Raw genomic sequence first — 14,243 nt, 5'->3', positions numbered from 1 at the left:
CCGCGGATGGGGAAAGCGGGTGCTGATCGGACTGCTTGTCGTACTGCTGGTGCTCGGACTGATCCTCGGCGGCGCCTACCTGTTCCAGCGCAAACTGATCTATCTACCGTCCACCGGCACGGTCGCGCCGGCGAACGAGGTCCTACCTGGTGCCCGCGACGTCAGCTTCGTCGCCAGCGACGGCGTGCGGTTGCGCGGCTGGTACCTACCGGCGCGGGCAACCGTGGCTGGCGAACCGGCCGCGACGGTCCTTGTCGCCGCAGGCAACGGCGGGGACCGCTCGCTACGGGCACCGCTGGCGAGCGCCCTGGCCGAACGCGGGTTGTCCGTACTGCTGTTCGACTACCGCGGTTACGGCGACAGCGAGGGCAGCCCCAGCGAGGAGGGCCTGCTCCGCGATGCCCGTGCCGCGCACGATTTCCTCGTCGGTGAACTCGGTGCGCCGGCCGATGAACTGCGGTATTTCGGGGAAAGCCTAGGCGCCGCCGTGCTGACCAGGCTCGCCGCCGAACGACCGCCGGCGGCAATGGTGCTGCGCTCCCCGTTCACCGAGCTCGCTGACGTAGCCGCGCGGCAGTACCCGTTTCTACCAGCCCGCTGGCTGCTCAAAGATCGCTTTCCGGTCGCCGAACTCGCGCGGCGGATTCAGACGCCCACCACGGTGGTGTTCGGCTCAGCCGACTCGATCGTGCCCGCCGAACAGAGCCGAGCGGTCGCCGAGGCGTTCCCGAACGGGACCGCGATCGAGGTGCCCGGCGCCGACCACAACGACCCGGTGTTGCTCAGCGGTAACCGGGTCATCGACGCGGTCGCGCGGCGATGACCCGCCGGGGGACGAGCGGGAACTAGCCGCGCTTCTTCTTGCGGCGCTTACGGCGCAGCGCGACGAACACGAGCACGACGAGCGCGCCACCAATCACCGGTGCCAACCGCTTGATCACCGGCGTTCCCGCGTAGTCGAGCAGATCGATCGCGGCGGCGTCCTGGGGAGCCCCGCTACTGGCCGCGTTTCCCGTGGCCGTACTTCCCGCCGCCGACGTGCCACCACCGGTCGATGAGGATCCGCCGGCACCCGTGGATGGGGTCTGCCCCACTCCAGAACTACCCGAAGCCGCACTGGATGCGGCGGCGTCCTGCGCGGCTGGTGCCTCGTGTGCCCCGCCCAGCTTGTCGGCGAGGCACTGCGCGAACGAATCAAGCAGCTTGCCAGCGACCTCGGAAATCATCCCCCTGCCGAACTGGGCCGGCCGGCCAGTGATGTTCAGGTCGGTGTGTACCGCGCCATCGGTCTTGTCACCGCTTGCGGTGAGGGTGACGGTCACGGTGGCCGACGCCGTGCCGCCACCCCGCGCGTCCTTACCCGAAGCTTCGATCACAACCCGCTTGGCCTGCTCGTTCTTTTCCTTGAACTCACCAGACCCCTTGTACGTCAGCGAGATCGGGCCCAGCTTCACCTTGACTGAACCGCGGAAGGAATCCCCTTCCACCTCGGTGAGCGTGGCTCCCGGCATACAGGGTGCTACCCGTTCGGGGTCGAGCACCGCCTTCCACACCTCGTCGAGTGGTGCCGGCACGGAAAACTGGTGCTCGAGAATCAACGCAGAAACTCCTTCGTCCTAGACACAGCTGTCGACGCGTGGGTCCCCTTCGCGACGCGGAACGCCCGAAAAGGACCCACACGACCTCGCTATCCGCTGACTGCGGCCGTGACCGCGCGCCCGGTCAACGTCCGCGCCAGGTGTTGACGGTAGTCCGCATCGGCGTTTCCGTCACTTGTCGGGCTGGTCCCCTCCGCCGCGTGGGCGGCGGCGGCGCGGATCGCCTCCGGGGTGGCCGGCGCTCCGACGAGCGCGTTCTCGACCGCGTGGGCGCGTACCGGAGTGGCGGCCATATTCGTCAGGCCGACCCTGGCCTCGGCTATCGAGGTGCCCTCGACCCGCACCGTGGCCGCTACCGCGACGATCGACCAGGCCTGCGCGACCCGGTTGAACTTCTCGTAGTGCGCGTGCCATCCGGTGTGCTTCGGTACCCGCACCTCCACCAGCAGTTCGTCTGGCTCGAGCGCGGTGGTGAAGTAGTCCACGAAGAAATCCGCGGCCGCGACGGTACGGCGCCCGCCCTGCCCGGCGATCACCATCTCCGTGTCCATCGCCAGCGCCGGCGCGAGCAGGTCACCAGCCGGGTCCGCATGCGCGATCGAACCACCGAAGGTTCCCCGGTGCCGCACCTGCGGGTCGGCGACGGTGTCGGTCGCCCGCGCGAGCAAGGCGGCGTGCTGTTGCACCAACGGGTCGCGCTGCACGTCGTAGTGCGTGGTCATAGCGCCGATCACGAGCGCGCCGCCGTCCTCGCGAACACCGCGCAGTTCGGCCACCTTGCCGAGGTCGATCAGTGTTGTCGGCGCGGCCAGCCGCATCCGCAGCACCGGCAGCAGGCTCTGCCCGCCGCCAAGCACCTTCGCGTCCTCACCCGCTTCGGCAAGCGCACCGACCGCTTCCTCCACAGTGGACGGCGCGGTGTAGTCGAATGCCGCAGGGATCATCGTGCACCTCCGTGAATGGCCTGCCATACGCGCATCGGCGTGCACGGCATCTCGATATCGGCAACGCCAAGGTGTCGCACCGCGTCGACAACGGCGTTCACCACGGCCGGCGTGGATGCGATGGTGCCGGCCTCACCAACACCTTTCACTCCGAGCTCGTTACTTGTCGCCCTGGTCTCGGTGAGACCGGTGGTGAAGCTCGGCAGGTCGGCAGCCGAGGGCACCAGGTAGTCCACGAGCGTACCGGTGGTCAGCGTCCCGCTCTCGTCGTGCACGGCTTCCTCGAACAGCGCCTGAGCAATTCCCTGGGCCAGTCCGCCGTGCACCTGCCCTTCAACGATCAGCGGGTTGATCACGGCACCGATATCGTCGACGCAAACGTAGGAGCGGATGCGCACCTGACCGGTTTCGGTGTCCACTTCGGTCGCGCACAGATGGGTGCCGTGCGGGAAGGAGAAGTTCTCCGGGTCGAAGGTGGCCTCCGAGTCCAGCGATGGCTCCACACCGTCCGGCAGGTCGTGTGCGGCGAAGACGGCGAGCGCGACATCCTGGATGCCGACCGAGGAATCGGTACCCCGCACGGTGAATTTACCCGCCTCGAACTCCACGTCATCCGGCGCGCATTCCATCATATGCGCCGCGATCGTCCGAGCCTTGTCGATCACCTTGTGACCGGCCTTCAGCACCGCCATCGCGCCAACGGTCAGCGAGCGCGAACCATAGGTGTCCATTCCCTTGTGTGAGGACTGCGTGTCCCCGTGCAGGATCTCGACGTCCTCGAACGGCACACCAAGCTGATCGGCGACGATCTGGCTCCACGCCGTCTCGTGCCCCTGGCCATGTGGCGAGGAACCGGTGACCACTTCGACCTTGCCGGTCGGCAACATCCGCACCGCGGCGTGTTCCCAACCGCCCGCGCCATACGACAGCGAACCGAGTACCCGGGACGGCGCCAGCCCACACATCTCGGTGAATGTGGAGATTCCGATGCCAAGCTGCACTGGATCGTTCTTCGCCCGGCGCTCAGCCTGCTCGGCGCGCAGCGCGTCATAACCGAACAGGTCCTTGGCCTTCGCGGTCGCCGCCTCGTAGTTACCGGAGTCGTAGGTCAACGTGGAGACCGTGGTGTACGGGAACTCCTCGTGCTTGATCCAGTTCTTCTCGCGCACCTCGAGCGGTTCCATGCCGAGTTCCACCGCGAGCTCATCCATCATCCGCTCGATGGCGAAGGTGGCCTCTGGCCGGCCCGCACCCCGGTATGCATCGGTCGGCGTCTTGTTGGTGAACACGTTCGTGCAGGCGAAGTGGTACGCGGGGATCTTGTAGATCGCGTTGAACATGAACGCGCCGAGGATCGGCACCCCGGGGGTGACCAGGCGCAGGTAGGCGCCCATATCGGCCAGCAGTTCCACCTTCAGCCCAGTGATCGTGCCGTCCCTTCGAGCGGCCATCGTCAGCTTCTGGATCTGGTCCCTGCCGTGATGCGCGGCCTGCAACGACTCGGACCTGGTCTCGGTGTACTTCACCGGCTTGCCGAGTTTGCGGGCGACGAGGAAAGCGATCACTTCCTCTGGCGTGACCTGCAGTTTGCCGCCAAAGCCGCCGCCCACATCCGGGGCGATGACCCGGATCTTGTGCTCGGCTACGCCAAGCGTCATGGCCAGCATCAACCGCAGGATGTGCGGAATCTGGGTGGCCGACCACATGGTCAGCTGCTCACCGGTCGGGTCGACGACGACCGAGCGCGGCTCCATGAAGGCGGGAATCAACCGCTGTTGCCGGAAGGTGCGGTGCACCACGACCTCGCCGTCGGCGATCGCTTGCTCGACATCGCCCCCGGTACCGGCCTCCGCGGAGTCGAACTTCCAGGTGGCGCTCGCGTTGGTACCGAGGTCTTCGTGGGTCAGCCGCGCACCATCGGCCACGGCCTCCGCCATGTCCAGCACCACCGGCAGTTCGGCGTAGTCGACCTCGATGGCTTCCAACGCGTCCTGCGCTTCCGCCTTGCTGCGGGCGACGACCGCGGCCACGGCCTCGCCGGCGAACTTCACGGTGTGCACGGCAAGCGAGGGCGCCGGCGGCGACTTCATATCGTCGGTGATCGGCCATGCGCACGGCAGGCTGCCCTGCGCCTCGGCGATATCCGCTCCCGTGACCACCGCTTCGACCCCGGACATCCCCCTGGCTTGGCTGGTGTCGATACTGGTGATCCGGGCATGCGCGACTGGGCTGCGCAGGATCGCCATATGCAGCATGCCGGGCAACACGATGTTGTCCGTCCAGCGGGTACGCCCGGTGATCAGCCGGGCGTCTTCCTTGCGCCGCCGGGCCTTACCTACCTCGGGCTCAATGGTGGCGGTCATCATTCACCCCCGCTGGAAACCGGTGTGCGGGCACTGTGCCGGCCGGCGACCTCATTGGCCACCCGCTCGACTTCCGGGCCGGCACCGGGGCTCATCTTGCCGGCGGCATCCTGTACGGCGCGCACGATGTTCTGGTAGCCGGTACACCGGCAGAGGTTGCCCTCCAGACCTTCCCGTACCTCGTGCTCGTTCGGATTCGGATTGTCGGCGAGCAGATCGAGCGACTGCATGATCATGCCCGGCGTGCAGAAACCGCACTGTAGGGCGTGATTGTCGTGGAAGGCCTGCTGCATGGGGTGAAGCTGGCCGTCCCGCTCGAGGCCTTCGATGGTGTTGACCTCACAGCCATCGGCCTGTACCGCAAGCACCGAGCAGGATTTCACGCTGTGCCCGTCCAGGTGGACGGTGCAGGCCCCGCAGTTGCTGGTGTCGCAGCCGACCACGGTGCCCGTCTTGCCGAGCTGTTCACGCAGGTAGTGCACGAGCAGGGTGCGTGGCTCGACATCGTCGTCATACTTCGTTCCATCAACGGTGACGGAGATGCGCATGGGGCCTCCTGTCGGTGGGTGGCCCGCAGCCGAAGCGGGGCCTTGCGATTGGTCATCGGGAACACGGCGAATCCCATCAACGAGGCGATGATCGGACTCATCTCGGAGCCTGCACCCCATTCGGTTCGCATACAAGTCCGCAGCGGCGCCTCCCCGAGGCTATATCCGCGTTCGCGGAGATTTTGGCGCAGAATCACCAGCAAGTGCGGATCGCATCCCCCAGATGTGCCAACCCATCGGTAATACGAATGTTCCAGCCGCCCCAGCCCCGCCGAACCGCGTTTCTTAAGAATCTTGCGGTCACCCACACCTCGGTATACCGCACCTCATCGGCCGACGAGGGAACCAGGGTCGGGACCGGAACCGTCCAACCATCGAACGGATTAGGTGACCACACACGAGAGGAGTCACCTATGAGTCCCCCCTCTGCTATTTACAGCACGAACTTCGCGGAGACGCTATCCGTGGCGATGAACGACTTCCACGAGGCGTTGACCAAGCGATGGCGGGAAAAATACGTCGAGGTGGTCGCGGGCGGGGAGTACAGCTACGACTACCCCACGGTCATCCAGCGCCCGACCTCGCCGACCGCGCTGACACTGTGGAACGCGCACGCCACGGCGGCCCGACACCATCTCGTCAACGGCGACTGCCAGTACGTCCAGTGGGTCGAGGGCGGCCAGCAGGGCTCGCTGAGCGCGGTGACCTGCCCTGGCAACACCGGAGTCAACGAGCCGACCGACGTGCTCGGCACGCCAGCCGACGGCGGCGAGATGGTCACCGTTCCGCCGCAGATCCGTTGCGGCATGGGCGACAATCTGAAGCTGATCGACGAGTGGGCGTACGGCGAGCGGGACAACGTCTACTTCAAGATGCCGCTGTTCGACACGCACGACCTGCGCGCCTTGAAGGACGCATATGACGACCTCGTCAAGATCGGCGGCGACCTCGGACTCAACCAGCCGGTCAAGGATGGCAAGTTCGACGGCGTCAGCGAAGACGACCTGTCCAACCAGGTCACCGTCCTCGGTGACGAGAGGGGCCAGGGCCAGGACTTCTGGGCCGGCTGGACGGGGCTCGCGGCCAGCAGGGCGAAGGAGGGGTTCTTCGCCTCGGTCCTGCCGAGCATGACCAACCAGTCCGGCATCGCCGGGTCGCTCGCCAACCTCTACGCCACCCGCGCAGCGATCATCCAGAAGGCCCGCAATGACACGCTGTACTGGTCCCAGTGGGCCACCAAGGCGTGCAGCGCGGAGGCCACGGTCAAGACCGATCTGCGCGAGGGCTGGGCCGTGGTCAGCGGGATTGGCGCCGCGGTCGGCGTCTACTCCTCGTTCACCGGGGTCGGCGCCGCGGCGGGCGCGACGATCAGCCTGGTCGGCTTCCTCGGTGAGAAGCTGCTCCCCGAGGTCAAGCAGCAGGAGTACACGCACGAGATCGAGGAGATCGTCAACACGCTGAACTCGCAGATCGACGGGCTGGGCCGCAAGCTGTCGGACATGGAGTCGGAGTACTCCGCGAAAGTCACCGAACTGCAGAACGGGCTCAACGGGGTGCACAGCTACAACCTGGAGCTCTACGACCTGACAAAGAACAACGCACAGGGCGACCGCGGTGGCGACGACAAGGGCTACGAAGCCGAGATCGAGGACATCCTGCAGATCAGCAAGGTGTGCTACAACGTCGGCGAGCAGTACGACGCGCTCGCCCCGAAGGTCGATGACACCGAGGACGCCGACAAGAGCCTTGCCGACCAGGACGGAAAGGCGACCACCGCGGACACCGCATTGCAGCAGCTGCGCGACCAGTTCAGCGGCTTCCTCAGCACGTCGACCGGCCGCTACGTCCTGGCCGCGCAGCAGGTCGAGGCCGCCGCGGAGGACTACGCCGCGACCGATGACGGCAGGCAGCACGCCTTCGACCGCATCATGGGCGACTGGGAGGACGCCGGCGTCGGGGACATCGACGTCCGCGGGAACCCGGAAGACGACGCCAGAGCAACCGACCGCGGTGGCGGCAAGCCAGGTAAGGGCGACGGTGAAGAGTACGAGTAGCCGTCCTTCGTCGTCCCGTCGTCCTCGGTTAGCTCGCCGCCCGACCCCGGCTGGCGCGCTTGCGGTGTACTACTCGTCGCGGTGGATCGGGCCGCTGAGCTCGGCGAGCCGTTCCCCGCGCCCGCCCCACCGCAGCGCGATCATCTCGGCGGCGATGGACACCGCGGTCTCCTCGGGCGTGCGGGCACCGAGATCCAGGCCGATCGGCGAGGCGAGCCTGGCCAGCTCCGCCTCGCCGAGCCCGACCTCGCGCAGCCTGGCGAGCCGGTCGTCATGCGTCCGCCGGGAACCCATCGCCCCGACGTAGGCGACGTTCAACCGCAGCGCCACCTCGAGCAGTGGTACATCGAATTTCGGGTCGTGGGTAAGCACCGCGAGCACCGTTCGCTCGTCCACCCTGCCGGCGGCTGCCTCCGCCTCGAGGTAACGGTGCGGCCAGTCCACGATCACCTCGTCCGCCTCGGGAAACCGCGCAGCGGTGGCAAATACACCGCGCGCGTCGCAGACCGTCACCTGGTAGCCGAGGTACGCGCCCATCCGCGCCATCGCGGCGGCGAAGTCGATGGCGCCGAACACCAACATCCGAGGCGGCGGCTGGAACGAGTTCACGAACACGCTCATCCCCTCGCCACGGCGCTGGCCGTCCGGCCCGTAGTGCAATGTGGCGCTGCGCCCGCCCGCGAGCAGCCCGCGCGTATCGTCGGCGACCGCATCGTCTGCCCTGGCGCTGCCCAGCCCGCCGCTCGCCCGATCCGGCCACACCACCAACCGGTTCCCCAGCCAGGCGGGGTCCGGATGCTCGATCACCGTCGCCACGGCGACCGGTTTCCCAGCCCGGACCGCTTCGGCGATCGCGCCAAGTTCGGGAAACGATTCGCGGTTCACCCGCTCGACGAAAATGTCGATAATCCCGCCGCAGGTGAGGCCGATCGCGAAAGCGTCGTCGTCGGAAACACCATAGCGCTGTAGTACCGGCGTGCCCTCGGCGATGGTCTGCTGCCCCAGCTCGTAAACCGCGCCCTCCACACAGCCGCCGGATACGCTGCCGGTGACGGTGTCGTCTTCGGCGACCACCATCGCCGCGCCAGGCGCGCGGGGTGCCGACCGGAAGGTGTTCACTACCGTGCCAAGACCGACGGACTCGCCGGCATCCCAGCGCTTGGATAGCTCATCAAGAACGTCCCGCATCACGCATCTCCTGGAGCAGTTGTTCCAACGTGGCCAAGCTGTGCCCGGCAAGCAGCCCGTCGATATGCGGCAGCGCGGCCGCGATACCGGATTGCACTGGGGCATATCCTTTCCGCCCCGCGTGCGGATTCACCCACAACACGCGGTAGGCGAGCCGGTGCAGCCGAGCGAGCTGCTCTTCCAACAACGCCGTATCGCCGCGTTCCCATCCATCCGAGAAAATAACCACCACCGCGTGCCTGGCCAGCCCACGGTGTCCCCACCGGTCGAGGAAGGCGCGCAGTGTCTCGCCGAGCCGGGTACCGCCGGCCCAGTCCGGCACCGCGCGCCCGGCATCGGCGAGCGCATGCTCCGGATCCCGGCTGCGCAGTGCCCGTGACAACCGGGTCATCCGGGTGCCGAGCGCGAACGCCTCGGTGGTCGCCGGGTTATGCCTGGTCACCACGTGCGCGAACCGCAGCAGCGCATCCGCGTACGGACTCATCGAACCGGAGACGTCCACGAGCAACACCACTTTGCGCGCCCGTTTCGCGCGTTTGCGGTGTGCCAGGTGGATCGGCTCGCCCAGGGTCGTCAGCATGCCGCGCAGGGTTCGGCGCGGGTCGAGGTGACCGCGCCGCGCTTGCTCGGACCGCAGCGAGGCACGTCTCGGCGGTTGCGGCCGCAGCTTGTTCAACAGCTCCCGCAGATGTGCGCGTTCGGCCGGGCTGAGCGCAGCGATATCCCGATGTCGCAGGATCTCGGTTTCACTCGCGGCCACGGGCAGCGCTTCCGGATCGCTCAACACATCCCCGCTGCCGGCCTCGACACCGGAAAGCGCGGCGATCTGCGCGCGCTGCGGCATGCTCACCGAACGCTGCTCCTGCGCCGGCCAGTCATCGGTGAACCACCGGGCAAAGGCCTCGTCGTAGCGCGGTAGGTCGTCCGGGTCGCCGCAGAGCGTCAGCCGTCCCGCCCAGTAGAGCGCTCCCGGATCGGCGAGGTCGAGGTGCCCAACCGCGTCCAGATACATCGCGGTGCGATGGGAACTGACCGGGACACCGGATTCGGCGAGCACACGGGCGAATCCGACGAGCCCGGGCAGTACGTCCATCGTGTCCCCTGCCATCGCCTCAACCCGCGAGCAGCGCGTCTAGCCCGGCCGCGACCGCGCGATCCGCGTCCTCGCGGTACTTCAGCACCGCGCCAAGCGTGCTGGCCGCGGTGGCCGCGTCCAGTTCGTCGCGGCCAAGCGCCTGCAGCGCCCGCGCCCAGTCAAGCGATTCGGCCACGCCGGGCGGCTTGAGCAGCTCCAGCTCACGCAGCCGGCGCACCGCTCCGGCGACCTGCTCGGCCAGTCGTTCGCTGATCCCCGGCAACCTGCGCCGCAGGATCTCGACCTCGCGCGCGAACTCGGGATGGGCGAGCCAGTGGTACAGACAGCGCCGCTTGAGCGCGTCATGCACCTCGCGGGTGCGGTTCGAGGTGAGTACCACCAGCGGTGGCGTCTGCGCACGGACCTCACCGAACTCCGGGATGCTCACCGCGTTCTCGTCCAGCACCTGGAGCAGGAAGGCCTCGAACTCGTCATCGGCGCGGTCGATCTCGTCGATGAGTAGGACGCACGGCGCGCTGGTCAGCGCGCGCAGCAGGGGCCTGGCGAGCAGGAAACGCTCGGTATACAGGGACTGCTCGGCGACCGTGACGTCGAGTTCGCCACCGCTGGCCGCCTCGAGCGCGCGCAGGTGCAGCAGTTGGCGGGGGAAATCCCATTCGTAGAGCGCCTGCCCCGCGTCGATCCCCTCGTGGCACTGCAACCTGATCAGCGGCACGTCCAGGGCCTGGGACAGCGCCTGCGCCAGTGAGGTTTTCCCTGTCCCCGGCTCGCCCTCGCAGAACAGCGGTTTGGGCATCCGCATAGCCAGGAACGCCGCGGTCGCGACGCCGGGGTCGGCGAGGTAGCCGGTTGATTCGAGCTGGTCGGCCAGTTCGGCCGCGGTCTCGGGTGTCACGAGCACCGAGCCTACGGGCGAGACCCCGTCCCGTCAGCGGGCAGATCATCCGGAGTATCCACATCGGCACCAGCACCGAGCTCGGCGCATTCCACAAACCGCAGGTCGGTCCGGCCGGCGAGCCAGCCCCGGGCGCCCTGATCGCCGTGCAGACTCGCCGCGATCTCCGGCCAGTACTGGTTGCCGAGCAGCACCGGATGGCCAGGCACGCCGTGGTAGCTGGCCCGCGCGAGCACCGAGGGTTCGCTCAGCGCCGCTAGCGTGGCGACGACCCGAGCGGATACTCCCGGCAGATCAACGAGGTGCACCAGCACCGCGGCCACGTCCAGCTCGGCGATCGCGGCCAGCCCGGCGCGCAGTGAGGCACCCATCCCGCTCGACCAGTCCGGCGCGGTCACCGCGTGCACGCCGGCCGGCAACAGCTCGCGGACCTGCGCGGCCCGCGCACCGAGTACCACGTGTACCGGATCGCAACCGCCATCGGTGAGCGTTCGCACGGCACGCTGGACGAAAGCTTCACCGTCCAGTGTGGCCAGCGCTTTCGGACCGCCGAACCGTCGGCCCGCGCCCGCGGCGAGCAACAGTCCGGCGGCCCTGGTCGACATGGCGCCAACCTACCCCCTGGCATCAGAGCGCGATGCCGAGTATCCAGCCGCCTAGGGCGTAGACAGCCACCGTGATGAGCACGACGGCGATTACGTTCAACCAGACACCCCCGCGAACCATCTGACCGATGGTGACGTGCCCAGAGCCGAACACGATCGCGTTCGGTGGAGTCGCAACCGGCAGCATGAAAGCGCAGGTAGCAGCCAGCGCCGCGGGCACTACCAGGGCCATCGGATCAATGCCCAAGCCAACTGCAACCCCGCCGAGTATCGGGATGAAGGTAGCCGCCGTGGCCGTATTGCTGGTCAGCTCCGTCAGCGCCAACACGATCAACGCGGCTGCCGCGACGAACAACACCGTCGGCAGTACGTCAAGACCGCGAACCTGTTCACCGAGCCAGGAGCTGAGGCCGCTCTCGGTAAACTGGCCAGAAAGGCTGAGCCCACCACCAAAAAGCAGTAGTACTCCCCACGGCAACTGCTTCGTGGTGTCCCAGTCGATGGTTCGGGCACCACCGCCGGCAGGCAGGATGAAGAGCACGACGGCTACGGCCATAGCGATAACACTGTCGTCCAACCGATCCAGCCAGGTCAGCGCGGCGCCACCCATGATCGTCGGATCGGCAAGCAGCGGCGCCAGGATCCATGCCGCGGCCGCACCGATGAAAACCCCGAGCGCATTTTTCTCACCACGCGACATCGGCCCCATCTCGTCGAGTTGCTGCTTGAGCAACTCCCTGCTACCCGGCAACTCCTTGATGCGCGGCCGGTACACGAACTTGCTCAGCACCAGCCAGGCAAGCACGAGGAAGACCGCGGAGATCGGCACGCCGAACAACATCCATTGCCCGAAACCAATGTTGATGTCGTGGTTATCGCGCAGATAACCAACCAGGAACGTATTCGGTGGCGTGCCAATGATCGTGCCCAACGATCCGATCGAGGCAGCATAGGCGATACCCAGCATCAGCGCGGTGCTGAAATTCTTGTCGCCCTTGCCGTCGCCAAGTTGGCCAACCAACGCGAGCACGGAAAGCCCCACCGGATACATGATCACCGCGGTGGCGGTGTTGCTCACCCACATCGTGATAAATCCGGTGGCAAGCATGAACCCGCCGATCAGCCGGACCGGGCTCGTGCCAACGAGGAGCACGGTACGCAGAGCGAATCGCCGGTGCAGGTTCCACCGCTGCATGGCTAGTCCCAGTACGAAACCACCCATGAACAGGAAGATGACCTTGTCGGCGTACGGACCGACGACGTCTTCGATGGGTGCGACACCCAAGACCGGAAACATAATCATCGGCAACAGTGCGGTCGCAGGTAGCGGAATCGCCTCGGTGACCCACCAGGTCGCCATGAGCATCGCGACGGCGGCGGCGATCTTCCCGTTACCAGCAAGGCTGTCCGGTAATACCAGATACAACAGCGCCGCTAGGCAGGGACCAAGAAGCAGCCCCACCCAGTTCAGGCGAGAGGATCCGGTCGCCGATTCACTTTCGGTTGTCTTGTCGCCGACTTGTGTCATTACACGCCTCCGGGTCTCGAATGCCCGGAATGTACCGGCAGTTGCTCATGCTTTGGGCTAGAAACCTGATTTTTCGGCCTGTCGCGTCCGCCGAAGTCGCCATGCGGCCGTAAGCACACCGCATCGACGCGCCGGCAGCCCCATGGCACCCGAAGCCGCCTGGCCGGCCGATATCGTTGCGAAGCACTTACCTGGAGGTGGACACAGACGTGGGCGGAGCGGACGACGTCGACTATTACGAGTTGCTCGACGTGGACCGGAATGCATCGCCGGCCGAGATCAAATCGGCCTTCCGGAACCTGGCGAGAACGATGCACCCGGACGCCGGCGGCACGCCCGGCGCCTTTCGCTTACTCCAGATCGCCTTCGAGACGCTGCACGATCCGGTGACTCGGGCGGAGTACGACAGCTCGGGGAAGAACGGGACGGGCCAACCACTCAACGGGCAGCACGAGTCCTGGGCCGAGTCCAGCCGGTTCGACGACGCGACGCTCGAGGAGCTGGCCTTCGAAGCGTTCGGTGGCACCCGGCGAACTACTCGGCCGCGCGCTCGGCGCACGGTCGGTTCGGATCCGAACTACGTCCCGCCGACGCCAAGGGTGGACCCGGCCACCATCGACTGGTGGTTCGCGCCTGGCGCGGGCGAGCGGGCACAGTTCTCCTTGCGCGAAGCCACCGGGCACGCGCCGGCTGGCTGGGTTGGCGGCGTTGGCGTGCTGTGCCTGCTGCTGGTGGTACTGCCGCTCAACCTGCCGACCGGTGTCTTCGTCGCGGTGCTGGCGGTACTGGCCGGCACCGTGGTCGCCGGCGCGCTGCTCGCCCGTCGATATCTGGCCACCGCGCGGGAAGACAAGGAGTTCGCCGCGGAGTTCGGCGACCGGGTGGTGTTCGGCCGGCCGGGGGTAGAACGCGATGAGGTCGACGAACGACGTACCGCCGACCTGCTCACCAGGTACCTGACCAGACTCAGTGGTGTGCGCGTGTTCCATGGTCTCGCGCTGCCGGATTCGGTCTTCGCCGATGTGGACCACGCCGTGCTGTGCGGTAAACGGCTGGTGCTGATCGATTCCAAACTCTGGCTGCCGGGGCATTACACGATCGACGAAACCGGTCAGTTGTGGCGGGACAGTCATCGCTTCCTTGGCGGGGAAACCCAGTTGCCGGACGCGCTGGCCGCGTTCCGCGAGCTCCTACCCGGGGCGCAGATCCGCGGCGCCCTGATCATCTACCCCAGCCGGTCGGGCAAGGTCACCGCCGATGCGCCGGAGACGCTGGAGGCCCCACCCATGACGCCGGACCAGTTCGTTCGAAACATCGGCCGCTGGTTGGCCGAAGATCCGTGCACATTGGACCGGAACACGTTCCATACCCTGCTCGATCAAGTGGTCGCGCCTGGCTGAGCCGGCCCGCGATGTCGGCGGCGA

The 14,243-nt window shown here is 67.0% G+C and carries 12 protein-coding genes; 3 read left to right on the top strand and 9 right to left on the bottom strand.

Annotation, left to right across the window (positions count from 1 at the left end; translation table 11 throughout):
- The first annotated feature begins 19 nt into the window (after nucleotides 1-19).
- Nucleotides 20-823, top strand: coding sequence for an alpha/beta hydrolase (locus tag EV191_RS08900; RefSeq protein WP_341539602.1), 804 nt, complete (start codon nucleotides 20-22; stop codon nucleotides 821-823).
- Between the two features lie 22 nt (nucleotides 824-845).
- Here the strand turns inward: EV191_RS08900 and EV191_RS08895 are convergent, their stop codons facing one another.
- The 4 genes from EV191_RS08895 to EV191_RS08880 all read right to left on the bottom strand — a co-directional run bounded on the left by EV191_RS08895 (nucleotide 846) and on the right by EV191_RS08880 (nucleotide 5,453).
- Nucleotides 846-1,598: an SRPBCC family protein gene (locus EV191_RS08895; RefSeq protein ID WP_132876444.1), complete on the bottom strand. Its 753-nt coding sequence runs from the start codon at nucleotides 1,596-1,598 to the stop codon at nucleotides 846-848.
- Between the two features lie 89 nt (nucleotides 1,599-1,687).
- Nucleotides 1,688-2,542 carry an FAD binding domain-containing protein gene (locus EV191_RS08890; protein ID WP_132876443.1) on the bottom strand — a complete coding sequence of 285 codons (855 nt, stop codon included), beginning with the start codon at nucleotides 2,540-2,542 and terminating at the stop codon, nucleotides 1,688-1,690.
- Nucleotides 2,539-4,905, bottom strand: coding sequence for a xanthine dehydrogenase family protein molybdopterin-binding subunit (locus EV191_RS08885; RefSeq protein WP_132876442.1), 2,367 nt, complete (start codon nucleotides 4,903-4,905; stop codon nucleotides 2,539-2,541). Before EV191_RS08885 ends, EV191_RS08890 begins: the two co-directional genes overlap by 4 nt.
- Nucleotides 4,905-5,453, bottom strand: coding sequence for a (2Fe-2S)-binding protein (locus EV191_RS08880; protein ID WP_132876441.1), 549 nt, complete (start codon nucleotides 5,451-5,453; stop codon nucleotides 4,905-4,907). The genes EV191_RS08885 and EV191_RS08880 overlap by 1 nt, the downstream gene beginning before the upstream one ends.
- A gap of 413 nt (nucleotides 5,454-5,866) precedes the next feature.
- On the opposite strand from EV191_RS08880, the gene EV191_RS08875 reads away from it, so the two are divergent.
- Entirely contained in the window at nucleotides 5,867-7,507 is a 1,641-nt protein-coding gene (locus EV191_RS08875; protein WP_132876440.1) for a hypothetical protein, read from the top strand.
- A 69-nt stretch (nucleotides 7,508-7,576) separates the two neighbouring features.
- On the opposite strand, the gene EV191_RS08870 is transcribed toward EV191_RS08875, so the two are convergent.
- The 5 genes from EV191_RS08870 to EV191_RS08850 are packed head-to-tail and all read right to left on the bottom strand — an operon-like array spanning nucleotide 7,577 to nucleotide 12,819.
- Nucleotides 7,577-8,695, bottom strand: a complete 1,119-nt coding sequence (locus EV191_RS08870) for an XdhC family protein (RefSeq protein WP_132876439.1) — start codon at nucleotides 8,693-8,695, stop codon at nucleotides 7,577-7,579.
- The gene (locus tag EV191_RS08865) at nucleotides 8,679-9,803 is read right to left on the bottom strand and encodes a vWA domain-containing protein (protein ID WP_207894464.1); all 1,125 of its coding nucleotides are present in this window, start codon (nucleotides 9,801-9,803) and stop codon (nucleotides 8,679-8,681) included. The genes EV191_RS08870 and EV191_RS08865 overlap by 17 nt, the downstream gene beginning before the upstream one ends.
- 4 nt (nucleotides 9,804-9,807) lie before the next feature.
- Nucleotides 9,808-10,686, bottom strand: coding sequence for an AAA family ATPase (locus tag EV191_RS08860; RefSeq protein WP_207894463.1), 879 nt, complete (start codon nucleotides 10,684-10,686; stop codon nucleotides 9,808-9,810).
- 11 nt (nucleotides 10,687-10,697) lie between these two features.
- Nucleotides 10,698-11,291 carry a nucleotidyltransferase family protein gene (locus tag EV191_RS08855; protein WP_132876437.1) on the bottom strand — a complete coding sequence of 198 codons (594 nt, stop codon included), beginning with the start codon at nucleotides 11,289-11,291 and terminating at the stop codon, nucleotides 10,698-10,700.
- Between the two features lie 22 nt (nucleotides 11,292-11,313).
- A complete protein-coding gene (locus tag EV191_RS08850) occupies nucleotides 11,314-12,819 on the bottom strand; it encodes an SLC13 family permease (protein WP_132876436.1) in 1,506 nt (501 codons plus the stop codon).
- Nucleotides 12,820-13,028: 209 nt separating this feature from the next.
- Here EV191_RS08850 and EV191_RS08845 point away from each other — a divergent pair, with 209 nt between their 5' ends.
- The gene (locus tag EV191_RS08845) at nucleotides 13,029-14,219 is read left to right on the top strand and encodes a J domain-containing protein (protein ID WP_132876435.1); all 1,191 of its coding nucleotides are present in this window, start codon (nucleotides 13,029-13,031) and stop codon (nucleotides 14,217-14,219) included.
- The last annotated feature ends 24 nt before the right edge of the window (nucleotides 14,220-14,243 follow it).

It is taken from the genome of Tamaricihabitans halophyticus, assembly GCF_004340875.1.
GTDB classification, from domain to species: domain Bacteria; phylum Actinomycetota; class Actinomycetes; order Mycobacteriales; family Pseudonocardiaceae; genus Tamaricihabitans; species Tamaricihabitans halophyticus.
The sequence above is the reverse complement of the archived record's forward strand: the minus strand, read 5'-3'. Positions and strand labels throughout refer to the sequence as shown.

Bases quoted from the DNA above. Each gene is read 5' to 3' on its own strand.
- EV191_RS08890 (WP_132876443.1), bottom strand. From the start codon at position 2,542: ATGATCCCTGCGGCATTCGACTACACCGCGCCGTCCACTGTGGAGGAA.
- EV191_RS08885 (WP_132876442.1), bottom strand. From the start codon at position 4,905: ATGACCGCCACCATTGAGCCCGAGGTAGGTAAGGCCCGGCGGCGCAAG.
- EV191_RS08880 (WP_132876441.1), bottom strand. From the start codon at position 5,453: ATGCGCATCTCCGTCACCGTTGATGGAACGAAGTATGACGACGATGTC.
- EV191_RS08875 (WP_132876440.1), top strand. From the start codon at position 5,867: ATGAGTCCCCCCTCTGCTATTTACAGCACGAACTTCGCGGAGACGCTA.
- EV191_RS08870 (WP_132876439.1), bottom strand. From the start codon at position 8,695: ATGCGGGACGTTCTTGATGAGCTATCCAAGCGCTGGGATGCCGGCGAG.
- EV191_RS08865 (WP_207894464.1), bottom strand. From the start codon at position 9,803: ATGGCAGGGGACACGATGGACGTACTGCCCGGGCTCGTCGGATTCGCC.
- EV191_RS08855 (WP_132876437.1), bottom strand. From the start codon at position 11,291: ATGTCGACCAGGGCCGCCGGACTGTTGCTCGCCGCGGGCGCGGGCCGA.
- EV191_RS08850 (WP_132876436.1), bottom strand. From the start codon at position 12,819: ATGACACAAGTCGGCGACAAGACAACCGAAAGTGAATCGGCGACCGGA.